General features: G+C 42.3%; 22 protein-coding genes. 12 read left to right on the top strand and 10 right to left on the bottom strand.

Translation table 11 applies throughout. The features are described from left to right. The first annotated feature begins 165 nt into the window (after positions 1-165). Together BMW53_RS01765 and BMW53_RS01760 are read left to right on the top strand one after the other, a co-directional pair. Entirely contained in the window at positions 166-525 is a 360-nt protein-coding gene (locus BMW53_RS01765) for a BlaI/MecI/CopY family transcriptional regulator (protein ID WP_038557684.1), read from the top strand. Beyond that, positions 525-3,398 carry a TonB-dependent receptor plug domain-containing protein gene (locus BMW53_RS01760; protein WP_038557687.1) on the top strand — a complete coding sequence of 958 codons (2,874 nt, stop codon included), beginning with the start codon at positions 525-527 and terminating at the stop codon, positions 3,396-3,398. Before BMW53_RS01765 ends, BMW53_RS01760 begins: the two co-directional genes overlap by 1 nt. Positions 3,399-3,551: 153 nt before the next feature. Here the strand turns inward: BMW53_RS01760 and BMW53_RS01755 are convergent, their stop codons facing one another. Beyond that, entirely contained in the window at positions 3,552-5,501 is a 1,950-nt protein-coding gene (locus BMW53_RS01755; RefSeq protein WP_038557692.1) for a glycoside hydrolase family 97 protein, read from the bottom strand. Between the two features lie 139 nt (positions 5,502-5,640). Between BMW53_RS01755 and BMW53_RS01750 the strand changes: the two genes are divergently transcribed. From BMW53_RS01750 to BMW53_RS01740, 3 genes are all read left to right on the top strand, one after another. Then, positions 5,641-6,369: an MBL fold metallo-hydrolase gene (locus tag BMW53_RS01750; protein ID WP_038557696.1), complete on the top strand. Its 729-nt coding sequence runs from the start codon at positions 5,641-5,643 to the stop codon at positions 6,367-6,369. Between the two features lie 112 nt (positions 6,370-6,481). Beyond that, positions 6,482-6,964 carry a rhodanese-like domain-containing protein gene (locus BMW53_RS01745; RefSeq protein WP_168136404.1) on the top strand — a complete coding sequence of 161 codons (483 nt, stop codon included), beginning with the start codon at positions 6,482-6,484 and terminating at the stop codon, positions 6,962-6,964. Between the two features lie 375 nt (positions 6,965-7,339). Next, complete coding sequence (locus BMW53_RS01740) at positions 7,340-8,032, top strand: Crp/Fnr family transcriptional regulator (RefSeq protein ID WP_038557701.1); 693 nt, start codon at positions 7,340-7,342, stop codon at positions 8,030-8,032. 83 nt (positions 8,033-8,115) lie between these two features. On the opposite strand, the gene BMW53_RS01735 is transcribed toward BMW53_RS01740, so the two are convergent. The 3 genes from BMW53_RS01735 to BMW53_RS01725 all read right to left on the bottom strand — a co-directional run bounded on the left by BMW53_RS01735 (position 8,116) and on the right by BMW53_RS01725 (position 11,794). Then, complete coding sequence (locus BMW53_RS01735) at positions 8,116-8,730, bottom strand: hypothetical protein (RefSeq protein WP_051567737.1); 615 nt, start codon at positions 8,728-8,730, stop codon at positions 8,116-8,118. A gap of 129 nt (positions 8,731-8,859) precedes the next feature. Further along, positions 8,860-10,215, bottom strand: coding sequence for a Gfo/Idh/MocA family protein (locus tag BMW53_RS01730; protein WP_038557705.1), 1,356 nt, complete (start codon positions 10,213-10,215; stop codon positions 8,860-8,862). A 43-nt stretch (positions 10,216-10,258) separates the two neighbouring features. Further along, entirely contained in the window at positions 10,259-11,794 is a 1,536-nt protein-coding gene (locus BMW53_RS01725; protein ID WP_038557711.1) for an SUMF1/EgtB/PvdO family nonheme iron enzyme, read from the bottom strand. Between the two features lie 366 nt (positions 11,795-12,160). On the opposite strand from BMW53_RS01725, the gene BMW53_RS01720 reads away from it, so the two are divergent. The 3 genes from BMW53_RS01720 (at position 12,161) to BMW53_RS01710 (ending at position 15,097) form a co-directional block, all read left to right on the top strand. Continuing rightward, a complete protein-coding gene (locus BMW53_RS01720) occupies positions 12,161-12,862 on the top strand; it encodes a ComF family protein (protein ID WP_038557713.1) in 702 nt (233 codons plus the stop codon). 125 nt (positions 12,863-12,987) lie between these two features. After that, a complete protein-coding gene (locus BMW53_RS01715; RefSeq protein WP_038557716.1) occupies positions 12,988-14,034 on the top strand; it encodes a hypothetical protein in 1,047 nt (348 codons plus the stop codon). A gap of 19 nt (positions 14,035-14,053) precedes the next feature. Continuing rightward, on the top strand, positions 14,054-15,097 hold the full coding sequence (locus BMW53_RS01710) for a rhodanese-like domain-containing protein (protein WP_038557718.1): 1,044 nt from the start codon (positions 14,054-14,056) through the stop codon (positions 15,095-15,097). Positions 15,098-15,123: 26 nt separating this feature from the next. On the opposite strand, the gene BMW53_RS01705 is transcribed toward BMW53_RS01710, so the two are convergent. The 4 genes from BMW53_RS01705 to BMW53_RS01690 are packed head-to-tail and all read right to left on the bottom strand — an operon-like array spanning position 15,124 to position 17,342. Continuing rightward, entirely contained in the window at positions 15,124-15,564 is a 441-nt protein-coding gene (locus tag BMW53_RS01705) for a hypothetical protein (RefSeq protein WP_038557720.1), read from the bottom strand. Positions 15,565-15,576: 12 nt separating this feature from the next. Beyond that, positions 15,577-16,188, bottom strand: coding sequence for a rhodanese-like domain-containing protein (locus BMW53_RS01700; protein ID WP_038557723.1), 612 nt, complete (start codon positions 16,186-16,188; stop codon positions 15,577-15,579). A 5-nt stretch (positions 16,189-16,193) separates the two neighbouring features. Continuing rightward, on the bottom strand, positions 16,194-16,796 hold the full coding sequence (locus tag BMW53_RS01695; RefSeq protein ID WP_038557727.1) for a YeeE/YedE thiosulfate transporter family protein: 603 nt from the start codon (positions 16,794-16,796) through the stop codon (positions 16,194-16,196). A 36-nt stretch (positions 16,797-16,832) separates the two neighbouring features. Next, a complete protein-coding gene (locus BMW53_RS01690; protein WP_038557732.1) occupies positions 16,833-17,342 on the bottom strand; it encodes a YeeE/YedE thiosulfate transporter family protein in 510 nt (169 codons plus the stop codon). 186 nt (positions 17,343-17,528) lie between these two features. Here BMW53_RS01690 and BMW53_RS01685 point away from each other — a divergent pair, with 186 nt between their 5' ends. Further along, positions 17,529-17,957, top strand: coding sequence for a globin domain-containing protein (locus BMW53_RS01685; protein WP_038564371.1), 429 nt, complete (start codon positions 17,529-17,531; stop codon positions 17,955-17,957). Between the two features lie 786 nt (positions 17,958-18,743). On the opposite strand, the gene BMW53_RS01680 is transcribed toward BMW53_RS01685, so the two are convergent. Both BMW53_RS01680 and BMW53_RS01675 read right to left on the bottom strand, forming a co-directional pair. Beyond that, on the bottom strand, positions 18,744-19,352 hold the full coding sequence (locus BMW53_RS01680; protein WP_038557736.1) for a porin family protein: 609 nt from the start codon (positions 19,350-19,352) through the stop codon (positions 18,744-18,746). Beyond that, on the bottom strand, positions 19,353-20,039 hold the full coding sequence (locus BMW53_RS01675) for an SIR2 family NAD-dependent protein deacylase (protein ID WP_038557739.1): 687 nt from the start codon (positions 20,037-20,039) through the stop codon (positions 19,353-19,355). Between the two features lie 79 nt (positions 20,040-20,118). On the opposite strand from BMW53_RS01675, the gene dnaG reads away from it, so the two are divergent. The 3 genes from dnaG to BMW53_RS01660 are packed head-to-tail and all read left to right on the top strand — an operon-like array spanning position 20,119 to position 23,671. Further along, positions 20,119-22,152, top strand: coding sequence for a DNA primase (dnaG, locus tag BMW53_RS01670; RefSeq protein ID WP_245749005.1), 2,034 nt, complete (start codon positions 20,119-20,121; stop codon positions 22,150-22,152). Between the two features lie 4 nt (positions 22,153-22,156). Continuing rightward, the gene (locus tag BMW53_RS01665; RefSeq protein WP_038557743.1) at positions 22,157-22,639 is read left to right on the top strand and encodes a pyridoxamine 5'-phosphate oxidase family protein; all 483 of its coding nucleotides are present in this window, start codon (positions 22,157-22,159) and stop codon (positions 22,637-22,639) included. Positions 22,640-22,648: 9 nt separating this feature from the next. Next, positions 22,649-23,671, top strand: coding sequence for an NAD-dependent epimerase/dehydratase family protein (locus BMW53_RS01660; protein ID WP_038557748.1), 1,023 nt, complete (start codon positions 22,649-22,651; stop codon positions 23,669-23,671). Positions 23,672-23,967: the final 296 nt, after the last annotated feature.

The raw sequence follows: 23,967 nt of genomic DNA, 5'->3' as shown, positions 1-23,967 counted from the left end.
CAACTGAAAAAGCAGTTGGAAAACTGAAAAAACAGTTGTATGTTTGTTTCCATGTTGAGCAAAATGTCATTTCGACGACTGAGGAGGAGAAATCTCATTGCTTTGGAAAAAGATTTCTCGTTCGTTTCTTGCTCGAAATGACAATAAACCTGAAAAGAAGGAAAAATGAAAAAACTAACAAAAAAGGAAGAGGAGTTGATGAAGATCCTCTGGAAACTGGAAAAAGCATTTGTAAAAGATATTGTTGAATTGTATCCCGATCCGAAACCGCATTACAACACCATCTCGTCGTTGGTGCGCCTGTTACAGGACAAAGGTGTGATCGGCTTTAAACAATACGGCAACACTTACCAGTATTTCCCGCTCATTTCGAAAGAAGAGTACCGCCGCTCGTTTATGAACCAGGTGGTAAGCGACTATTTCGATAACTCGTATAAAAGTGCCGTGGCTTTTTTTGTAAAAGAGAAAAACCTGTCGGACGAAGAAATCGACGAACTGGTTAAGCTCATTAAAAATAAAAAGTAATGGAAGATTTTATCCTCTACATCGGAAAAGCCGCTTTGGCGCTTGGTGCCTTTTTTCTGGCTTACCTGGCACTTTTCCAGCACCAGAAACAGTTTCTGTTTAACCGCATTTATTTGCCGGTGTCGTTTCTGGTTAGTTTCCTTATTCCGCTGATTACCTTCACTAAAGTAAATTACATACAGCCGATTCCGGTGGCTGCTTCCGAAAGTTTTGCTTTTCTCCCCGAAGCTGCATTAGCTGGCGAACCGCAATTTACCTTCGAATGGTATCATTACCTGTTGGCGATTTACGCACTCGGAATAATTGTATTTCTCCTGAATCTGCTCATCGGGCACCTCAAAGCCATAAAAATTATCCGTTTTAGCCGCCTGCAAGAATTGTTTGGCGCACAAGTTAACCTGACCGGAAAAGATGTGCATCCGTTTTCTTTCTTTTCGCGAATTGTGCTGTCGGAGAAAACATTGAAGAATCCCGATCTGAAAATGATCGTCGATCACGAAATGGTGCATGTGCGGGAACGTCATACGCTTGATATCCTTTTTGCCGAGCTTTTGTTTCTCTTCCAGTGGTTTAACCCCTTTGCCTGGTTAACCCGCGATGCGATGCGAAATAACCTGGAATACCTGACTGATCATCAGGTAGCCCAAAATCATAATGCCGAAGCTTATCAATTGGCCATGGTAGGATTAGCGCATAAAAAAGGAGTGGCTCCCTTTTTAACTGCGCTTAACGGCTCACAATTAAAAAATCGTATTATCATGATGAAAAAGAAAACAGAAAATCGTTACAGCCTGCTCAAACAGCTGGTTGTACTCCCCCTGCTGGCCGTTTTAATTATGGGCTTGTCGAACAAAGAAGTACGAACCGAAGTGCTTCACGATGCCGGACAACTAAAAGTAGTTGTTGATGGTGTTGAGCTTCCTGCCGATCATCCCGACCTGATGAAACTTGATTTCTCCAATGGATTTGATGGAGGCGAAATAATAAGAGCACTCGGTCTGGAAGACAAAGTGGTTGCCAATGCCATGTCGTTCGATAAAAATCCGGGAGAAGATGGAGTTTACTGCATTCAAACCAGCGACTATGAGCTAGGCACTGTTCCCGAGTTTGATAAAATGATAAACAAGCCTGTAGTTCTTGTTCGCAACGGGAATTTTACCGTAAAAGGCACAGTCGAAAATGGTTTGGGCGAGGCGATCCCGAATGCAAAAATCCTTAACAACGAAACGTCGGAAGAATTTGTGGCAGATGAAAAAGGCAACTTTGAACTTGCGTTTAACGAAATCGAAAAACCGCTGGTTTTAAGCTTTTCGGCACCCGGTTATTACAAAAATGACGTTGCTTATTATGGCAACAAAAAGGAACTGAAGATAGTTCTTGCTGAGAGCGACTCGGAGAAAGAGCTTACCATTACCGGCAAGATCACCAACGAAGATGATGAAGGAATTCCAGCTGTAGCAGTGTTGGTAAAAGGAACCAAAATTGGGACTATTTCTGATTTTTCAGGAAATTATGAGATTAAAACCGACGAAAACAGCACCCTGGTTTTTAAAATGATAGGCTATGCTGAAAAAGAAGTGGCTATCGATGGAAAATCGGAGCTTAATGTGCAGTTAAAAGCTGATGGAAGCGAAAAAACCAAAGAGCCGAAAGTAACCGGAAACAGCCAGCAGACAAAACAAGTGGTGATAATTGAAAAAGCAAGTATGCCTATTTCCGATCCGTTGGATAACGAGCCGCTGTATATTGTTGATGGGGTGCCGGTTACCGACATTAATTCCATTCCTCCCGAAAAGATTGAGAGCGTTTCGGTATTAAAAGGTGCGCAGGCTACGGCTTTATACGGTTCGGTTGGTGGTAAAAATGGGGTGGTAATTGTTACCACCAAAGAAGCAGCAGCAAAAAATTCGGCAAACGTAAAACTCATTGGTTTAGGAGAACAAACCAGCAAAAGCTTTTCGAATGTACAAATTGAAAAGCTGGGCTTTGAAACCACCACCGGCGAGGCTCCTTTATATTTCGTTGATGGAAAAGAAATGGGCAATGTGGCGCATATTTCTGCAGAAGAGATTGAATCCATCTCGGTTTTAAAAGATGAATCGGCTACTGCTTTATATGGCGAAAAAGGCAAAAACGGCGTAATCGTTATCTCCACAAAAGCCGCAGCCAAAGCCAAAATGGACGAGGCTGTAGTAATGGTTGAAGGTATTCCATACGATGGCGATATTCACGATATTGATCCGGAAACAATAGAATCAATGGAAGTGCTGAAGGACGAAAGTGCTACCAAGCGATTTGGACCAATAGCGAAAAACGGCGCTATATCGATTAAACTAAAGGGTTCAGCTGATTTTAATGGAAAGTCGCCGCTGATATTTCTCGATGGTGAAAAATTTACCGGAGATATGGGTGATATTGATTCGAATGACATTGAATCAATCACTGTTCTGAAAGATGAGTCAGCTATTGAAAGTTATGGCGAAGAAGGGAAAGATGGTGTGATACTTATTAGAACAAAATTGTCCGATATAACTTCGGATATGGACATGCGTAAATTTATTGCGAAGAAGATTAAATATCCATCAGAATTACGCGACGCAAATGCCACAGGCGTAAGCAAACTCTATGTAAAGGTGAATAAAAGCGGAAGTATTGTATCGGTTGATGATAAGGTTGTAGAAGGAGCCGTGCCTGTTGATGAGGTGGTGGTGGTTGGATACAAAGCAGAAGAACCGGCTGATACAAATGTATTGGGTGTTCAGGGAAGATTCGATCGTGAAGCCAAAAGGGTACTTCTTCAACTTCCAAAACTGAATATTCCGGAATTTAAAAGCGAAACACTTGTTTTTACTGTAAAATTCATGCTTCAATAAATTGGATCTGCGGTTTGCATCCGCACGAAAAAAGGCGGTTAAAAACCGCCCATCCCTGTAAAAAGATTCCATCCTTATGTAATTCGAAAAAAAGGATCCGATCCGTATCTATTCAGAATAATAAGGATCGGATCCTTTCTTTTGAACACGTATCTATTTCTTCTCAATAATAGCAGCCCAGCCACCACCAGGAGCCATTTTAACTTTTACAGTTGATCCTGCAGTTACTTCAAGCGTTTCCTGAGCAAAGTCGGCAGCATGTTTATCGGCATTCAGGCCGTCTTTCCAAACTTTCATGGTGTAGGTTCCTTCGCCAAGGAAATCGAGTTTTAATTCCATCTCACGCGGATCCCAGTCGGTTAAAGCACCCACAAACCATTTGTCGCCCGAGCGGCGTGCAACGGCAATGTAGTCGCTAACTTTTGCTTCCAACACTTTAGTCTCGTCCCAAACCGATGGAACTGCCGCAAGGAATTCCATACATTCCGGCTCGCGGTAATAGTTCGACGGATTATCTGACAGCATTTGCAGCGGGCTTTCAAATATCGCGTATATGCCCAATTGGTGGCAGCGTGTTCCGGCGCTCATGGGCTCGGTAAACACATCGCGGAAATTGGTTTTGTTGGCATTTTTCATGGCTCCCGGAGTAAAGTCCATTGCACCGGCTACCATTCGGATAAACGGCAGGGTTACAGTGTGCTCCGGATCAGGTAGTTGGCTCCACTTGTTGTTTTCCATTCCTCTTACGCCTTCGTACGAAATTACGTTGGGGTAAGCACGATCGAGGCCACAAGGTTTGTACGCGCCATGAAAATCGACCAGCATTTTACGTGCCGCACATTCGCGGGCAATTTTTTCGTAGAAATTTACCATCCACTGATCGTCGCGCTGCATAAAGTCAATTTTAATCCCTTTTACTCCCCATGCTTCAAACTGATCGAGTGCTTCCTGCAGTTTGTCGTCGAGCGCTTTCCAGGTAACCCAAAGAATAATGTCAACATTTTTTTCTTTTCCGTAGTCAACCAGTTCTTTTACATCAATGTCTTTTTCCTGCTTCATAATATCAGAAAGTACGTACCAGCCTTCGTCAAGAATAATGTACTCCAATCCGTATTCCGATGCAAAATCGATGTAGTATTTATAGGTCGGGTTATTTACGCCGGCCACAAAATCAACACCGTAAATGTTGTTGGCGTTCCACCAGTCCCAGGCTACTTTTCCGGGTTTAATCCAGTTGGTATTTTCGAGTTTGCACTCGGGCGCCAGTTTATAAATCATTTCGGTTTCAATCAACTGACCATCGTTTTCGGCAACTACCATAGCACGCCACGGAAAATCGCGTGGTCCGTTACATTCGGCAATGTAATCGGCATATTTTGTAGGTTTTACATCGCGGTCGCTCAACTGCTCGGTTTCCAGTACAACACCCGGGTATTTCCCAATCAATGCATATTGATTATCGTTGCAACCACGCAAAAACATTCCCGGATAATCCATCAGGTTCGATTCCGAAATGTAGGTTTTAACACCGTTGCCGCAGTCAACCAGCAAGCCTGTCGAGGCAAAACGATTGCTGCCAATATCCGATAGCGTTTCGTTCAGGTATACACGTTCCTGGTGTGTGTACATGCTTTCTTCTTCGGGGAACCAAAGCTTGTTATCGGCCGGAAAAACGAAAGAAGCCAGCTCGCTTTTCACTTTGTATTCGCCATCTTTATCCGACACCCAGCGGTAAGCAGCACCATCATCGTATGCTCTGAATTGCAGCGCATAACCTTTAAACGACAGGGTCAACTCCTTGTATTCGTCTTTTATCGTTGCACTTTTACGTTGAACAACCGGCGTAAGCACCTGCGATACGCTGTTGGTTTTTGCTTTGCGCACTTTGGCATCTACGCCCCAAACTGTTCCGTCGTACAATTCCATCGAAATTTGCGACGGTGCAATAATTGGGGTTCCGTTTAACAATACCGAGTAGGAAACATTTTTGTCGATATTTACTTTCACTTGAATTTTGCCTGACGGCGACTCAAGCGAATATTCTTTGGCCGAAAGGGTGAATACAAGGCCAATAAGAGTAATTAATAGCGATAGTTTTTTCATATCAGATAGTTTTAAATTTTGCTTCGAAAGTACAAATTTAATGGTGCTGGAAACATACACATATGTTCTGTTTTTTATTAAAGTAGATGCAAAAAAATGATTTTATACCTATCTTACGATAAATTTTAAAGCAAAGGTTATGAAGAATATACTTACGTTACTGGCACTGTTTTTATTTGCTGTTTCTGCGCAGGCGCAGCAATTTGAAAAGGATATTTTTGCTACTTCAGAAGGCGATTTGGAAATTACATTTATTGCTCACGGAACACTGATGATGCATTTTAACGGAAAAGTAATTCATATCGATCCGGTGTCGTGGTATGCCGATTATGAAACAATGCCAGAAGCCGACATAGTTCTGATAACACACGAGCATGGCGACCATTTGGATGCCAAAGCAATTGATGCTGTTAAGAAAGAGGGAACTCTGGTGGTGCTCACAAAAAAATGCAACGAAAAATACACCGGAACCAATGTGATTAGTAATGGCGAATCGGGAATTTTTGCAGGTATTAAAGTTGATGCCGTACCTGCTTATAATATTAAACATGAACGCGAAGCGGGGCAACCTTTCCATCCCAAAGGCGTGGGAAATGGTTACGTGCTTCATTTTGGCGATAAAAAAGTTTACGTTGCCGGCGATACCGAAAATATTCCGGAAATGGCAGCGTTGAAAGACATTGATGTGGCTTTTCTGCCCATGAACCTGCCTTATACCATGACACCGAAAATGGTGGCCGATGCTACCAAAATGTTTCAGCCCAAAGTGCTTTATCCGTATCATTTCGGAGAGACAAATACCGATGAATTGGTGGCACTATTAAAAAATCAAAACAAAACAGAATTAAGGATTCGAAACTTAAAATAAGGCAGAAATTCTTTATACCTACAATCTCCGAAATTGTTTTTGAACCAACCATTTTGGCGTTGGATAGCAAGTGGTGATGGTTTGCATTGAGGAATGTGTTAATAGCTTTGATATGATGAAGAAATTTGGAGTTGTCATCTTACTGATGATGGCGATGCTTACTGTGCTTTCGGCTCAGGAAACCAAGGTTTATAACGGTTATAAAGAATTGGTTGCTGCTGTAAAACAGGAAATAGATGAGGTGGATACGGAAGGATTTCATGAAAAATATGAGGAAGGACTGAAAAGTCGTAAGCCCGGTTATATTTTAATTGATGTGCGCACAAAAGATGAATACCAGGCTGGTCATATTCCCGGAGCTTATTTGGTACAGCGTGGTGTGTTGGAATCGCACATTGAGAAAGAAGCGGTTTGGGAAGGCTTTCGTCATGCAGTACCCCAAAAATCAGATATTATAATTTTGTATTGCCGCAGTGGCAGCCGATCGGCGCTGGCAACAAAATCGCTGATGACACTCGGCTACAAACATGTTTATTCGCTTAATGGTGGCTGGAATGCCTGGCACGAAGCTTACCCAAAACTGGAGCGGTATTAAAACACATACTTCTTCCGGGCCAACGAACGGTACCGGCTCGAAAGGTTATTGGTAATCTTGCTTCTTTTTAGTGCTTTCTGCATCCGCGAGCTACGCAAATTGTGGTGGTACTAAGGCCAATTATTCCAAACACAATTAATGAAGTATAAAATACAGCAGATGATAAATTGGCACAGCAGGCTAAGAAACCAAGCAGGATTGTAACGAAGAATCCTAAAATTCCCCAAAGACCTAAATTGTAGCAGATTAATGTTACTATTTTATTCATGGTATAAAGTTTTTACAATTATACGGTCAATAAAGATCATTAGTTCATTTAACTTTGTGGGAAAATCTCGTATAATTGTGATATAAATTACACCAAAGACCTATTTAATGAACCTTACAACCAATAGTTGCGTTAATTGTACCATAAAATCCAAACCCTTTTCGGTTTTAGAAGACAGTGAGTTGAGTACGATTGGAGAAACGTGTTCGATGATTCAGTATGAAAAAGGCGAACTCATTTTTAAAGAGGGAGGACCGGTTCAGCATATCATTTATTTGCGCGAAGGATTTGTAAAATTAGTAAAGAAGGCAGCCGGAGGAAAGGATTTTATTCTAAGCATTTCAAAACGGGGATCTTATCTGGGGCTTCAAAATCTCGACCAAGAGACAAAAACGAATTACTACTCGGCTGTTGCGCTTACCAAATCAGAAGTTTGTTATATTAACCGCAATCATTTTAGAACCTTGCTTAAAAGTAACGGCGATTTTGCCCTTAAAGTTTTATCTACGGTTTTTGAAGATGAAATGAATTATTTCGATCGTTTGGTAAAAAATGTACAACAGCAGTTACCCGGCCGCCTGGCCAACACCATCAGTTATTTAGCGAATGAAGTGTATGGCGAAAATCCCTTTTCATTAAATCTCACACAAACCGAAATTGCTGCGCTTATTGGTACCTCGCGCGAAAGTGTTTCAAGGATATTGAAGGAGTTCCAGGCCATGGAGATAATCGATCTAAAGAAAAATGTGCTTACTATTCTTAATGAAAAACGGCTTGAGGAGATAAAACACAAAGGCTAGTTTCCGTTTAGTAATTCTCCATAAAAGCATAAAAAACCACTAACCAAAACGGATTAGCGGTTTTTTTATAGCGTTGTTTCTAATTATTTAATCTCAATGTTGGTATCGATAACAGTTCCCGGTTCAATTGTTCCTAAGGAGTGAAACTGAATGCTGGCTGAATTCAGAATGGAATTCACATCACTGGCATCAACATTGGCCAAACTCATAAAATCAGACGGAACAACGACTATCCTGAAAGTTTGATCCAAAGTGTAATCTGTCGATAAGCTTGCTAAATCTACATCCCCTCCTAAAAATACCGACATGTCTACAATCTCATCGTTTTCATAATCTGTTGTATAATCGAAATTATACTGTAAAATAGCACCCGATAGGAAATATTCGGTTTGTGGCAGTGGGCGCCAGAATTCCAATCCTTCTTCGTTAGTCCACAAAACATAGGCTAGGATTACGTCTGAATAATAGGGAATGAATCCATTATCATTAAAATTAAAAACCAGTTGGTAATCGTTTGCGGGTGTAAAGTCTCCCGTAAATTCAAATGTGGTTCCAACAAAATTGTAACCATCTTCTCCCGGTATTCCCGGAGGTCCCATCGGGCCTTCGCACGAGGCCAGTACGGCAGCAACAGTTATTAAAAGAAATGCTGAAATTTTTCTGAAGGTAAATCTTTGTTTGTTTTCAATTGTTTTCATAGCAACAGACTTTTATAATTAAACTTCATTTTTTAGTGTTAAAACAAGTATAGTGCCAAAAAAACCTTCGGCAATTGCCGAAGGTTTATATTGAATTGATTAAATAATCTTAAGAAAGGCTGCTATTTACTAACCTTCAAGTGTTCCCGGTACAGGTACGCTTGCTGATTCCATAAAGCCAATATCGCCCATAATGAAAGTGTCAGGACCCAGTTTCATATCCGAGTTCATCATTTCTTCCCAGGTAACTTCTTTTCCGGTGTATGCCGAAACGCGACCCATAATTGCCGTCATTACCGAATTGGCAGTTTCTTCAGCTTCGTTAAACGGAATATCCTGGCGAATGCAGGTAATCAGGTCTTTGTGTTCCTGAACGTACGGGCTCGTTGCATGATCTTCGTACGAGAATAAATCATTACCATCCAAATCAGTAATTTTTGCTGTGCCACCCTGAGCTGTAAATGCTTTTCCTTTGGTACCGTGCATAACTTCGTTTACAGCATTTGTACAGCCATTAATCTGGCGGCATGTACTTAAAATCTGGCGTCCGTCTTCCAGTTCGTAACGAACAGCAAAGTTATCATACTGATCACCGGTTGGGCGACGCTGACGAGAACCAAAACCGAGCGCTTTTATCGGGTGTTTGCCAAAAAACCAGTTGGCAACGTCGATATTGTGCACGTGTTGTTCAACAATATGGTCGCCCGATAGCCAGCACCAGTTTACCCAGTCGCGAATCATCCATTCCATTTCGCTCCATTCGGGCTTGCTGTTTCTGTACCACAATTGGCCACCGTTCCAATATACTTCGGCTGTGGTGAGTTTACCAATTGTATTATTGCTGAGTTGTTTATAAACATTTAGATATTTATGCTGGTGGCGGCGTTGTGTACCTGTAACCACTTTTAATCCGGCAGCATCGGCCATTTTTGCTGCAGCCAAAACCTGGCGAATTCCTACAGGGTCAACAGCAATTGGTTTTTCCATAAATACGTGCTTGCGCGCTTTTACAGCTGCCTCGAATTGCTGCGGACGGAATTTTGGCGGTGTGGCCAGAATTACAACATCAACACCCGAATCGAGCACTTTTTCGTAAGCATCAAAACCAATAAAACAGTTTTCAGCAGGTACTTCCTGTCCGGTTTCATTTTTAATTCTTTCTGCACAGCTATCCAGTCTGTCTTTAAAAACATCGGCCAATGCAGTTACCTGAACGGTTGAACCACCGGCTTCTAAAAAGTTAAGAGCTGCACCGGTTCCTCGTCCGCCGCAACCAACAATTCCGGCTTTTAAAACTGTTCCGGCAGGCACTTCATCCAGCAAAGGTGGATATTTGTACTCTCTTGGCATCCAATCGTATTCGGCGCTTGCAGAAGAGCCTCCGCCAGAGCACGATGACAAAGTTCCGATTCCCATAGCCCCTGCTGCGCCTACTGTTGCAGCTCCGGCTAAAAATCTTCTTCTTGAAAAATTGTAGTCACTCATGATATTAATGTTTTAGTTGAATTTAGGATTCAATCTTTATAAGTTATTTTCCGGTATTTTCATCATATTCGCATATCACCCTGAAACCAATATAGTTACAGTCGGATAACCACCAGATACTTTTTGGCATTTGCGGATCGGTTTTCATCCATGCTTCGGTACGGGTGTAATCGCGTGCTGCACTTCTGACTTCGCCAACCGGGCTTTTAAAGGTTCCGCCACGAATAACGTGTTCCTCGCCCGTAGCCGGTCCTTTCGGATCATTTGCTCCATCGCTCAAGTTCGAATAGGCATCTTCGGCGTACCAGTCGGTACAATATTCTGCTGCATTACCAAGCATATTTTTCAGCCCAAACGGATTGGCTTCAACAACATCGGGCTTGGCCGTTTTCAGGCTGCTGTTTTTCTCGTAAACTACGTAGTTATTAATAAGGTCGCTTCCTTTTCCGAATAGTTTTCCAATAAAATTCTTCTCTTTAAAATCTTTTGGCTGCCCTTCAAAGAAAAACGGCGTTTCTGTACCTCCGCGGGCTGCATATTCCCATTCGGCTTCTGTTGGCAGGCGGTAAGTTTTTCCGGTAACCTGCGATAACCATTTGCAGTAGGTTTCGGCCGAGTGGTAACTCATTGTAATGGCCGGGCGACTTCCCATTCCCCAGTTTTGGTCGGGTTGTCCGTAAGGTGGCGTTGGCCCTGAGATTGCATCAACATCGGCCTCGGTACGTGTACCTTCGGTGTCGGTGGTTCGGCCTTCGGCAGCTGTGGCACTGTAAAATGCCAGGTATTCATCCCAGCTTACTTCTATTTCGGCCATAAAGAACGGGCTTACATTTACCGTTTTCTGCGGGCCTTCATCGCTTTCGCGCAATTGTTCGGTTTCCGGACTTCCAATTTTGAAACTTCCGCCCGGAATGGCTTTCATATTAAACGCAATGGTTGTTCCCGGTATCGTTTCGGTAAAATTTTCATGAGCAGTAACTTCGGCGGCAGCTGTATAGTTTTCTTTTGCCTCGGCACCGGCACTTCCAAACTCAACGTTCTTTGCGTGCAGCGCGTTCGGATCGTAATGGCCAACATTCAGGTGGCAGTTGATACAACGCAGTTCCTCTTCGTTTTGCGAATAATAAAGGTGCGCTTGCTGCCCTTCGGAAGTAAGTGTTAGCGGAAATAAGTTGTTGTGACATGCAATGCACGATTCTTCAAAAACAAAATGTTGCGCCTGTTCTAGCGAAGATTTGGCTTCCCAGTTAAAATCGGCACTGTCTTTAAATAAATAACCGTAAGCATCGCGGGCGCCTGCTTTAATTTTTTCTTTTAGATAGCCTTGTCCTTTTGGCGGAAGGTGACATTCAACACAGCCGATATGCATTCCTGTTCTGTTTTCGTGATGAACAGAGAGTTTCCACGAATCAAAAACATGAGGATGCACGTGGCACACTTCGCACGATTCGTTGGTTGAGGTTGCTTCAATAACTTTAAGAGAAGAAATGGTAACTGCGATACCAATTATAAATCCGATAAAAATGATTAGTAACAGCTTTTTTCTAAGGTAGTTACCAAGACGTTGAAATATGGCCATTAATTATTTTAGGTTTCTTGATTTAACAATGCAGGTAAAAATACTAATTTATATGGCGAAAATCCTGACTTTTGTATGTTTAAAAAATATCAATTGTGCTTTATTTTTCAACAAGTCGCAGCTGATTCAGCCATTTGTTTGTAGTTAAGACGCAGGCTTTATTATAAATACCTATTTTTTATAAAACAAAAAGGTTGCCTCGAACGCGACAACCTTTAGAGATGATTTCCTGAGAGGAATACAAGCGAGATAGGGAAATACTTTTTGTCAGTTGCAAGATAGGGGTGTTTTGTTCCTCCTTGATGAGGTAGAAATTTTTAACTTAACATTAAGAGGGGTGAACAGAGAATTTTGTAACTTTCAGCTATGAAGCTTCTCGAGCAAAGTATTTCCGATGTATTGGGCCTGTTTTTCCCCGAGTTGTGTGTAACCTGCGGGAAACGTCTGGTAACGCAGGAAAAATTCGTTTGTTTTAATTGCTGGCACGATCTGCCGGTAACCAATTTTCATTTAAAACACGACAATAAAGTGGCTCAGTTATTTTGGGGGCGGGTTGATATTTCAGCAGCCACAGCTTTTTTTGGTTTTAGAAAAGGGAGCAAATACCAGCAACTTATTCACTATGTAAAATACAAAGGATTAAAAGAGCTGGGTAAGGAAACCGGGAAAAAATTCGGATTGCAATTGTTGGAATCACCACTTTTTGCTGAAATTGATGTTTTAATGCCGGTACCGCTGCATCCGAAAAAGGAAAAGAAGCGCGGTTTTAACCAAAGCGATTGGATAGCTCGTGGAATTGCCGAAGTTTTAAAAAAGCCGGTTGACACCCAAACGCTGCACCGGAAGGAATACACCGCTACCCAAACAAAACGAAACCGTTACGAACGCTGGCAAAACGTTGAAACTGTTTTTGGATTGAATGATCCGAAGGCGGTTGAAAACAAACATGTTTTACTTATTGACGATGTGGTAACCACCGGCGCCACGCTGGAAGCCTGTGCGATTCATTTGTTAAATCAGCCCGGAACAAAAGTAAGTATCGCCACGCTGGCTTATGCCGATATTTAATGGTCGGTTTTATTCCTTTTAAGATGTAATCAATACGCGAAAAGCCTTTTAAACAATGTTTCCCTGCAATCTGTTAAAGCAACAGAATGTCTGCATTTTATTATCATTAAATTAAATAGATTACTATGAAAATTACAAAATTGTTTTTGCTTGCCCTTGTGGTAATGGGCTTTATGGCGTGTAACCAGAAGCCTGCAACCACCGAAGATGCTAACGTTAAGTATTACCGACAGCTGTTATTTAGCGAAACACCATGGGATTTGGAGCGTGGCTCGCATGAAATTTCGGCCAAAGAAGCTGAAAAAGTGAATAACTACAAATTTACCTGGAACGATGATGGCACACTGGCATCGGTAGAATACAACCGTAATGGTGTGTTGTTGGGCTATTCAAACCTGCGGGCAGCAAAAATTACCTATACTTACGATGGGAACAAACAGATTAAACATTCCTTTAACGAAAAAGGTGAGCCCGTTGAAGACGGAGGTGCTTTTGCGCAGGAATATACGCTCGATGATTCGGGAATGCGCGTAGCAATGCGTTTCCTCGATAAAGAGGGAAATCCGGCAGAGAACCGCAATAACATATATAATTATGTGTGGTCGAAACTGGATGATGGAATGATTCGCGAATTGCGTTACAATCTGGCCGGGGAAGAAACCATAATGAACCCGTTTTGTCCGTTTTACGAGTTGCGTTTTTCGTATGATGCAAACGGTTATGTAACCCGAATGGCCAACTACATTGAAGATACCATGTATAACTGCACAGCCGAAAATTGTGGCGATGTTGGCGTGTCGTATTTCTTATTCGAAAACAACGACAAAGGCGATTTGTTGAGCTTTTCGGTGCACAGCACTACCGGGCAGCTTTCCAATTTGTACTGGGGCTGGGCCAAACGGCAAAATACCGTGGATGAATATGGTAACGCCATTAAAACAGTTGTTTACGATCAGGACGATGAATTACTTGGCGGAAAAGGAATTCCGGTAACCGAAAATGAATACAACGAATTTGGCGAGCTGGTAAAAAGTATTTCGAAAGATGCCAACGGAAACGTGGTGAATAACCCGAATAACGGTGTGGCCATTGTCGAATACAAATACGACGAGCAGGGCCGCAGAGTAGAAACCCTGCGTTACGACAAAGAGATGAATTCTGTTGAAGGTTAGAGCTAATACCGATTAATTTATGATCAAGATAAAACCGATTTTAAGTTTTCTTACGCTGGCCGCTTTTGTTGTTTTAATTTCCTGCTCGGGTGGGCAGAAAAAGACGGATCAGGCAGAAAGCAGTTTGCAAGAAACAAGCCCCAAAGTAGAGGTAAATGCCGAGGCAAAACTACTGCTAAAAACGCTGAATGAAATGGGCGATTACGCCAATAGCCGTAATTTCCCGTCGCTGATAAAACCATCGGTAGTTTACGACGAGCTGGATGGAAACATTCATATTATTGATGTACGTAACGAAGATGCGTTTAGCGACGGGCATATAAACGGTGCTGTTCGTGTTGATTTTAGTGATTTGCCGACGTATCTTACCAACGATATCAAGCCGTTTGAGTACGATAAAATTGTTGTGGTATGTTATTCAGGCCAGATTTCAAGTTACGCCACTTCCTTATTACGACTGGCAGGTTATGGTAATGTTTACGCCATGCGCTGGGGGATGAGTGGATGGAACAAACATTTTGCTGAGGGGGCGTGGCTTGCCAACGTTTCTTCTGATTTTCAGGATGAGTTGGAAACGGAAGAGCATGATAAAGCGCCACTTGCAGATTTTCCAAAACTGAATACCGGAAGTACCAATGGTGACGAGATTCTGCAACAACGGATCGAAGCGCTTTTTGCAGCCGGGTATCGCGTTGCTTTGGTAAAAGCCGGTGCTGTGTTTGAGAATCCCGAAAAGTATTATACAATTAACTACGACCGGAAAGATAAGTACGACTCTGGGCATATTCCGGGTGCTGTTCGGTACAAACCCGGCGGAACGCTTGGTATTGTTACCGAGATGCAAACGATTCCGGTTGACAAGGAAGTGGTGTTGTATTGCAATACCGGCCACAATTCGGGTTTTGCAACAGCTTACCTGCGTTTGTTTGGTTACGATGCCAAAACACTCACTTTTGGAAACAACGCCTTTATGTACGATAAAATGAAAGAAGAGGAAAGTTCGCTTTCGTGGCTGCCGTTTACCGAAGCCGAAATTCACGACTATCCGTACGTTCAAAACTAAATTGAGGATCTTTCAAAAATAAAATATTATTCCAGCCTGATCGTTGTATCGGGCTGGAATTTATATTTTAACTCCTCCGGATTTTCTTCGTCGGAGAGAATATAAAGGCCTTCAAATTCCAGTTGATTCAGAATTACCCAGGCCTTTGAACTGGTGGAAATATCTGCTGAATAAAGCAGGATTTTTCCATCAAGCGAACTCAGTTTTTCCTTATTCTCTTTCTGAAGCAGCTGGTTAAAAGGTATCGCAAGGGAATTGGGGAAACGTTGGTTTTCTGCGTCCAGTTCAACAATTAAGCAGCTGTCTTGCAAACCGTTTAATTCCTGTACCGAAACGGTAACTTCTGATGGCGTTGCCAATGCTTCGCTCACATTTCTTTTAAACAGGTTCGGATTAAACGTTCGTACCAAAACCAGTACAAGAAGTAAGAGCAAAACACCCAAAATCCATGTTATATTTTTCTTCATTTTGATCTGTTTTTATTCGCAACCTCCGTCCAGCTGCGATTCTTCCAATCGTTTTGCTTCGAGGTATTGCAATTTTAAACTGTCGGGCAAGCTATTTATTTGCGTAAATGTTCTGCGCGCTTTGTAGCGGTTTTCAAACAGCGTGTTTTCGCGTGGTGTAATCCGATCGCCTTCAAACTTGCTCAACATTACCGTAAGGTACCATTCATTCATTCCACCTTTCATTACAAACGAATTCGGATAGCCCAGTCCGCTCACAATAGTCCAGGCCATGTTGGCCGTTTCGTCGCCGTTTGCGTAATACACATTTCTCACTTTATCCTGATTCAGGGAACCTTCCCAGTTGGGATTGAGCAAATCGCTGAACGGAATATTTATCGACCCCGGAATGTTACTTTCCATAAACTCTGAGGCGCTTCGTAAATCGATCAATTTAATGGTAGTGTCTTCGTTATTTACAAAACGGGCCACTTCGTCAACGGTATAGTACATGTCGGGATTCGACGAAATTTCCAGCAAATCGGTGGGTTTTAGTTGAAAAGATTTAGCCGCATTAAAAGGCAGAAAAGCCAAAATCAATCCAACGCCTGCCAATAGTAATGATATTTTTATTCGTGCATTCATGCCGTTTAAATTTCAGATGTGATATCGTTTCGTGCGTATTTCTTCTCGGCCAGTTCGGCCAGCCAGAACATCGCAATGGCAGCGGCTATCAGCAGAAAAGTAAAAACTCCGGGAGAAACTCCCAGCCACTCATCCACACGCACCGGGCCTTTGTAATTTGCTCCGGCCAGTGTCTGGATTATTGGATACGATTCGGCAAAAAGAAAAGCACCGCTTAATCCGCCCACAAGAAAAAATAAGGCATCGATTTTCCCGATCGATAGCGCACTGATTCCCGTTCCCGGACAAAAGCCGCCCATTATAAATCCGGCTCCCATAATAACTCCGCCAACGAGTGTTGCAGTTACATAATAGGGATTTACATACACCAGGTTTAAATCGAGCAAGCCAAAATAGCTGAGCAATTGTGAGCCTGCCAGCGCTACGATTGCGGCTGTGAAAAACACTTTTAAAACAGTGGTATCGTAGCCGTAGAACATGCCTGCCAGTTTGCGGCTCGATGAAAAACCGGCTTGCTCCAATGCAAAGCCAAAACCTATGCCGATAAAAAATCCGATGCCGAGGTTGAGCCATTCCGGAAGGTCGTTAAGTAGTGTAATCGGTCCCATAATTATTGATTTATTGAAGGATTGATGGACTGAGTTTTAAATCCAGAGTTTTCTGAAAAACCATGCAAAAAGGAAGGCCGAGCCAAAAATGCCGAGCATGGTCATAAATCCTGCTACCGAAAGTACTGCCATCCCCGAGAGTGCCGCTCCGCTGGTACATCCGCGAGCCAGTTGTGCACCGTAAACAAAAAACACACCTCCCAGAAAGGCAAACAACAAGCGTTTCCCGTTCGATATTTTTGGCGATTTTTCAATTTTGAATTTTAAGCGGCCCGAAATGGCTCCCGATATAAACCCTCCTAACAACATGCCGAGCACCTCAAGTGCCAGCCAGCTTTTTAAGGGATTTTTACCGTCTTCGAAATATTTACTGTAGTACGGCGATTCCATTGCGTGTTGATGATCAACTGTTTCAACGGCCGCTACTACGGCGTATTTTAATCCGCCACTGGCTCCCAGTCCGCGCCCCGAAAAAAACATGGCGCTTAAAAGTACCAGTCCAAGTAGTACGCCCGCCAGGTAAGGGTTCATGTATTTTTTTCTCATTGTAGTCTTAGGTTTTGGTTAAAATTAACCGGTACTTCTAAAGACAAATTAAGGGAGATGATTGTTCTATCGTATGAGAATAATTCTCGGGTTATGTTTTAAAAATAGTATCTTAATTCGTTTGGTTTTTTGGACAGTTATTTCAACAACTTTTGGTTTTGGTTGTTTCAACACAAAAAAGCAAAGATGGAATTAGAGATCAGCAAATATTTCAAGGGAGTTCGTCCGGGTATCACACTTCCTTCGTCCTTAATGATGGAAATTTTGAAAGAGGAGGGAATGCGAAAAATGGTGAGCGACCATTACGATTTGATTGTGCAAAGCCCGATAAAAGATCTTTTCCCGAAAAATCCGATAGCATTGGAAAAGGCAAAAGAGCACTCGGCCGATTTTTTTATTCAGATTTGCGGAGGCCCCGATTATTTTAACCAAAACCGCGGAAAACCTCAGCTAAACAGAAGGCACCTGCCGTTTAAAATTACCGCCGAGGCGCGCATTGAGTGGTTAAATTGTTACAAGCAGGTTTTGAGTAAACTGGATTTGCCCGATGAGGTGCTGAAATCGTTCTGGACCTACCTCGATGATTTTTCGAAGTGGATGGTAAATAGCTATTGAAAGGATTAAGTATTAATGATTAAGTGGTGCCGGGATTTGGTGAATGAGGTGCAAATAAGGAATGTTGAATTTCGAATGAAGACTAACGATTTTAGATTTCAAAAATGGGAGGAAAGTTTTCAGTTTTCAGTCGCAGTTAACAGTTATCGCGTAAATCTAAACTATTGTGTTCTATGTATCTATGTGGTTCAAAAAAAACATCGTGTCTAGCGTCTTCGTGTTTAAAAATTTTCTACCACAAAGGTTCACAAAGAAGGCACAAAGTTTCACAAAGACGAAAAGCTCGGAACTCGTTAACTAAATGAATTTCGATTGTAGAGGAAGAAAGTTTTCAGTTAACAATTTGACAGATGAACAATTTAGCAATAGCAAACAAAATCTAATGATTTCTATGTATCTATGTGGTTCAACAAACATCGTGTCTTTGAGTCTTCGTGTTTAAAAATTTTCTACCACAAAAGTTCACAATGATGGCACAAAGTTGCACAAAGACGAAAAGCTCGGAACTCGTTAACTAAATGAATTTCGATTGTAGAGGAAGAAAGTTTTCAGTTAACAATTTGACAGTTGAACAATTTAGCAATAGCAAACAAAATCTAATGATTTCTATGTGTCTATGTGGTTCAAAAAACATCGTGTCTTAGTGTCTATGTGTATGAGGGTTAAATATTTAGCAGTTTGATAGTTTTACAATTTTACAATAGGACAATTTAGCAATTTCTCAATCTGCATCGATCTTTTTCAATCTGCATCAATCTCGTTCAATCTGCATCAATCTTTTCAATCTCACCGCCCCAGCCGGTAATACAACGCCAGCGAAATTACATTGTTAAATAAGCCGTTGTGGAAATAGTAATTGGTTTCGGATTTGTCGCTGCTCGGAAGAACGGATAAAGCGAAACGCAGATCAACCGATGCATGTTCCAGGAAATCAAACTGAAAACCTACAAAAGGCTGCAAGTCGAAAGTGTTAAAATCCTGCCGGTCGGGTTCCGGTATTTCGCCATCGCTGTTCAATTCTTTCGAGTGGATTAAAACTCCCGGCGCAATACCACCGATGATCATACTTCGGTCGTTGGTGCGGAAGGCCATGAAAAGCGGAATGTCGATATACCCCAGGCGCATAATGTATTTGTCAATATCGGGTTGTTTCGGGTCGAATGATCTTCGCGAGCCTTTTTGCGAATATTTTATTTCCATTCCGGCAACAATTGCAGGTGCGATATCTGTCTGAACAAAAAGACCGGCTAAAATACCCGCTTTGTGATAGCCTTTCAGGTTATCGCCTTCAACCTGTGTGCCGTTAAATCCTGCAATTATTCCGGCATCGAAACGCTGGGCAATAACAAAATTTGCAATCAAAAGAAATCCAAAGGCAACAACTATTCGCTTCATTTATTTTAGTTTTTCCAGTTCCTTTTTTAATAGCTCCACCCCAATTTCCGCTTTTTTTTCGATATAAGTAACATTTTCGTGGTAAACTTCGGGCCGGTTAGGATCGATAACATAAATCGGTGTTCCTTTTTGCACATAGTTTACAAGGCTCGCCGCAGGATAAACCGCCAGCGAAGTTCCAATTACCACCAGAATATCAGCTTGCTGTACAATGTCAATGGCAGTTGGAATTTCGGGTACAGCTTCGCCAAACCAAACAATATGAGGGCGTAACTGGCTTCCTTTTTCGCAGCAATCGCCCAATTTAAGTTCCCAATTGTCGAGTTCGTAAATCAAATCTGCATCGATGGTGCTTCGGGCTTTCATCAACTCGCCATGCAAATGCGTAACTTTTGTGCTTCCGGCCCGCTCGTGCAGGTTGTCAACATTTTGGGTTACTACCTGCACATCAAACCATTTCTCCAGTTCTGCAATTCCGCAGTGCCCGCCGTTGGGTTGTGCCTCGAAAAGTTGCTGGCGCCGTTCGTTGTAAAACCGCAAAACCAGTTCCGGATTGCGCGCCCACGCTTCAGGAGTGGCAACTTCGGTAACATCATATTGCTCCCAGATTCCACCCATGTCGCGAAATGTCTTTAAGCCGCTTTCCTGGCTCATGCCGGCTCCCGAAAGAACTACCAATTTCTTCATTATTAAAATATTCGTTCAATGTTAAATGTACGATTAATAATAATCGCATTCAAATCGGGGCTCATAATCTGTTGCTTATTTGAAGCGGCTTTTAATTGTGGATATTATTCGGCTTAAAAGGTGTTCGTTTCAGGCTATTTCTGATATTTTTGTACCGATGATTGATCATGCCACGATAGACCGGATTATTGACGCTGCGGAAATTTCAGACGTAGTAGGTGATTTTGTTACACTGCGAAAACGGGGTGTAAACATGCTTGGTTTGTGCCCGTTTCACAACGAAAAAACACCATCGTTTACCGTGTCGCCGGCCAAAGGAATTTTTAAATGTTTTGGATGTGGGAAGGGAGGAAACTCGGTGAATTTCATTATGGAGCACGAGAATCTTACCTATCCCGAGGCGCTGAAATGGCTGGCAAAAAAATACAATATCGAGGTTCAGGAGGAAGAGGAAACTGAAGAGCAAAAACAGCTAAAAGATTCGCGCGAAAGTTTGATGATTGTTTCCGGCTTTGCCCAGAAATATTTTACCCGCTATTTGTGGGAAGAAAACGAGGGCAGAACTATTGGACTGGGCTATTTTCGCGAGCGTAGTTTTCGCGACGATATTTTGAAAAAATTCGAAGTGGGTTTTGCTCCCGATGGGAAAACTCCTTTTACCGAAGCAGCACAAAGACAGGGCTATAAACTCGATTTCCTGGAGAAAACGGGATTGACGATAAAACGCGACGACTGGTTGCGCGACCGTTTTGCCGGCCGTGTAATGTTCCCCATTCATAACCTGGCAGGGCGTGTAATTGCTTTTGGCGGCCGCATTTTAACAAACGATAAAAAAACGGCCAAATACCTGAATTCGCCTGAGTCGGATATTTACCACAAAAGCCGGGTGTTGTACGGAATTTATCAGGCCAAGCGCGAAATGACGCGTACCGATAAATGTTACCTGGTTGAAGGTTATACCGATGTAATGTCGTTGCACCAGGTGGGCATTGAGAATGTTGTTGCTTCGTCGGGAACTTCGCTAACACCCGATCAAATCCGAATGGTGCGCCGTTTTACGCCTAATATCACGATTATTTACGATGGAGATGCGGCGGGAATAAAAGCATCTTTGCGCGGAATTGACATGGTGCTGGAAGAGGGCATGAATGTAAAAGTGTTGCCGCTGCCCGATGGCGAAGATCCTGACTCGTTTGCCAAGAAAATGGGGGCTTCCGGTTTCCAGGAATATATGGAGCAAAACGAAACCGACTTCATACAGTTTAAAACCCGACTACTTTTAAAGAGTACCGAGAATGATCCGGTTGCCAAAGCGCGCCTGATCTCTGATGTTATCCGGTCGGTTTCCGTAATCCCCGATTCAATTACCCGTTCGGTTTATATAAAAGAATGTAGCCGTTTGCTTGGTGTTGACGAAGAAGTGTTGTACACCGAGGTACGAAAACAAAAACATCAACAAACCGAGGAGTTCCGGAAAAGGGAATTTCGCGAGCAAAGCCGTCGGCAGGCGGCACCTCCGCAACCTGTGCAGGAAGAGCCGGTTGCTCGGCCTGTACGACTTTTGGTGGAAGAACTGGAGTTTTTGCGTTTTCTGCTTAAATATTGTACAAGCGATTTGTATGAGGAGGAAGATGAGGAAACGCACGAAACCCGCACCTTATCGGTGGGTGAGTTTATGATCGACGAGCTGGAGGCCGATGAGTTGGTGTCGGAAAATGCGCTGTTTAAAAAGGTGTTTTACGAAGTCAGGGAGAATTTGTACAAAGAGAATTTCGATCCGTGGAAACACTTTGTTTATCACCCCGATGCTTCCATGAGCAAGTTTGCAACCGATCTGCTTTCAGAAAAATATACCGAAAGTAAACGCTGGACCAAAGCCGGTGCTTTTACCGAAAAAGAAGAAGATATTCTGGATGTTCTTATTCCCCGGATCGTTAACGAATATAAACTGCGGAAAATTAAAATGATGATGGCCGAGATTGAAAAGGCCATTGATAAAGCAGCAGCCGACAACGATTTTGATAGAGTGATTGAAGAACAATCGATATATATGAACCTGAAACGGGCTGAAAAAGAGTTGGCTAAAAGCCTTGGCAGCCGAACCATAAATTAACGATATGCGAACAAATTTTATCGAAGACCGCAACGAAATCGACGAAGTAATCCGCGCCTGCAAAACCTGTTATTTTGCCATGTCGGTGGATGACAAACCTTATGTTTTACCGCTGAATTTTGCGTTGGAAGGCGATACGATTATTTTGCATTCGGCACCGGAGGGACGCATGTGGGAAACCATACAGAAAAATCCGCAGGTGTGTATAAACTGGACTTTGGGCGAAGAACTGGCTTGGCAGGATGTGCGCGTTGGCTGTAGTTACCGGGTTAAATCGAAAACGGTAAATGTGGAAGGCAAAGTAGAGTTTATCGACGATTTTGATGAAAAGTACCGCTGTCTCGGATTGATTATGAAGCAATACAGCGACCGCGAATTTAAATTCGGAACACCGGCGGTAAAAAATGTAGGGATTTTTAAAGTGCATATTGAAAACATTACAGGGAAAGAGTTTGGTGCAAAAGCAGTAACACCCTGGAATTCATAAAATAAATCAATGATTTTTGTAACAGGAGGAACCGGGTTGGTTGGAGCTCATTTATTGTATGAGCTTTGTAAAACGGGCAAAAAAGTTAGAGCTTTAAAACGCCAAACAAGCAATTTAAAGCAGGTTGAAAAAACTTTTGCCTATTACACCAATGATGCTCAACAGCTGTTCGATACCATAGAATGGGTAGATGGCGATATCCTGGATTATTTCGAACTAGAAAAATTATTGAATGGTGTAACCGAAATTTACCATTGTGCAGCTATTGTTTCGTTTGATAGCAAAGAGCGGCAGCGAATGATCTCAAATAATGTGGAAGGAACGGCAAACCTTGTTAATGCCGCCATTGAAAATGGTGTGAAAAAGATTTGCCACGTTAGTTCCATTGCTGCACTGGGAAAATTACAAAATGGAGCTCCGGTTACAGAAGAAACGAACTGGGTGCCATCGAAAAAGAATTCGGCTTATTCCGAGAGCAAATTTTATTCTGAAACCGAAATATGGCGCGGAATAGAAGAAGGTTTGGATGCTATTATCGTTAATCCGTCGATAATTTTTGGACCTGCAAATTGGGAGAGCGGAAGTGCAAAGATCTTTAAAACCATTTGGGATGGCATGAAATTTTATACCAAAGGAGTTACCGGTTTTGTTGATGTTTTTGATGTTGTACGCCCCATGATAAAATTGATGGAAGCCGAAAACTTTGAAAACTGCAAAAATCAGCGTTATATTCTAAGTGCCGAGAATTTAAGCTACCAGCAAGTGTTTACGCAAATTGCTGAAGCTTTACAAAAACCAAAACCTACGATTTGGGCCAACGATTTTTTGATGGGTTTTGTTTGGCGGGCAGCTACTTTTGCCAGCTGGTTTACACGCCAGCCTTCTTTAATAACGCGCGAAGCAGCCACAGGGCGTAATGCCGTTAATAATTTTGATGGCTCAAAAATTACGCGAATGACCGCTTACCAGTATCTCTCTATCGCTGACTCGATCAAAAAAACGGCCGGTTTTCTAAATGCTGACATGAATTAATTCCCAAAAAAAGAAAAAAGGCAGGTGAACCCCGCCTTTTAAAAACTCTAATTTTTTATCATTCCTAATGAATGCCCTGTAACAATAAAAGTCTTCCCAAACTTTTATTGCGATAAAATGGTATAGTTATCTACTCTTCAGTAAGTAGTATTTTAACTCAATTTCAGCCCATTAGTCTCGCAAAAGGGCACAAATGGGCAACTCTTCGTCCACAAAAAGCTGCCCATAATAAAAACAAAAAGATAAAAAATAAGGGTTTGTAGCTGCCAAAGTATAGTGTTGCGAATTAATTTCCA

This window comes from Draconibacterium orientale, assembly GCF_900111425.1.
In the GTDB taxonomy this organism is placed as follows: Bacteria; Bacteroidota; Bacteroidia; order Bacteroidales; family Prolixibacteraceae; genus Draconibacterium; species Draconibacterium orientale.
Note: the sequence above shows the minus strand (reverse complement) of the source record. Positions and strands in the feature narration are given on the sequence as shown.

Bases quoted from the DNA above. Each gene is read 5' to 3' on its own strand.
- BMW53_RS01765 (WP_038557684.1), top strand. From the start codon at position 166: ATGAAAAAACTAACAAAAAAGGAAGAGGAGTTGATGAAGATCCTCTGG.
- BMW53_RS01760 (WP_038557687.1), top strand. From the start codon at position 525: ATGGAAGATTTTATCCTCTACATCGGAAAAGCCGCTTTGGCGCTTGGT.
- BMW53_RS01755 (WP_038557692.1), bottom strand. From the start codon at position 5,501: ATGAAAAAACTATCGCTATTAATTACTCTTATTGGCCTTGTATTCACC.
- BMW53_RS01750 (WP_038557696.1), top strand. From the start codon at position 5,641: ATGAAGAATATACTTACGTTACTGGCACTGTTTTTATTTGCTGTTTCT.
- BMW53_RS01745 (WP_168136404.1), top strand. From the start codon at position 6,482: ATGATGAAGAAATTTGGAGTTGTCATCTTACTGATGATGGCGATGCTT.
- BMW53_RS01740 (WP_038557701.1), top strand. From the start codon at position 7,340: ATGAACCTTACAACCAATAGTTGCGTTAATTGTACCATAAAATCCAAA.
- BMW53_RS01735 (WP_051567737.1), bottom strand. From the start codon at position 8,730: ATGAAAACAATTGAAAACAAACAAAGATTTACCTTCAGAAAAATTTCA.
- BMW53_RS01730 (WP_038557705.1), bottom strand. From the start codon at position 10,215: ATGAGTGACTACAATTTTTCAAGAAGAAGATTTTTAGCCGGAGCTGCA.
- BMW53_RS01725 (WP_038557711.1), bottom strand. From the start codon at position 11,794: ATGGCCATATTTCAACGTCTTGGTAACTACCTTAGAAAAAAGCTGTTA.
- BMW53_RS01720 (WP_038557713.1), top strand. From the start codon at position 12,161: ATGAAGCTTCTCGAGCAAAGTATTTCCGATGTATTGGGCCTGTTTTTC.
- BMW53_RS01715 (WP_038557716.1), top strand. From the start codon at position 12,988: ATGAAAATTACAAAATTGTTTTTGCTTGCCCTTGTGGTAATGGGCTTT.
- BMW53_RS01710 (WP_038557718.1), top strand. From the start codon at position 14,054: ATGATCAAGATAAAACCGATTTTAAGTTTTCTTACGCTGGCCGCTTTT.
- BMW53_RS01705 (WP_038557720.1), bottom strand. From the start codon at position 15,564: ATGAAGAAAAATATAACATGGATTTTGGGTGTTTTGCTCTTACTTCTT.
- BMW53_RS01700 (WP_038557723.1), bottom strand. From the start codon at position 16,188: ATGAATGCACGAATAAAAATATCATTACTATTGGCAGGCGTTGGATTG.
- BMW53_RS01695 (WP_038557727.1), bottom strand. From the start codon at position 16,796: ATGGGACCGATTACACTACTTAACGACCTTCCGGAATGGCTCAACCTC.
- BMW53_RS01690 (WP_038557732.1), bottom strand. From the start codon at position 17,342: ATGAGAAAAAAATACATGAACCCTTACCTGGCGGGCGTACTACTTGGA.
- BMW53_RS01685 (WP_038564371.1), top strand. From the start codon at position 17,529: ATGGAATTAGAGATCAGCAAATATTTCAAGGGAGTTCGTCCGGGTATC.
- BMW53_RS01680 (WP_038557736.1), bottom strand. From the start codon at position 19,352: ATGAAGCGAATAGTTGTTGCCTTTGGATTTCTTTTGATTGCAAATTTT.
- BMW53_RS01675 (WP_038557739.1), bottom strand. From the start codon at position 20,039: ATGAAGAAATTGGTAGTTCTTTCGGGAGCCGGCATGAGCCAGGAAAGC.
- BMW53_RS01665 (WP_038557743.1), top strand. From the start codon at position 22,157: ATGCGAACAAATTTTATCGAAGACCGCAACGAAATCGACGAAGTAATC.
- BMW53_RS01660 (WP_038557748.1), top strand. From the start codon at position 22,649: ATGATTTTTGTAACAGGAGGAACCGGGTTGGTTGGAGCTCATTTATTG.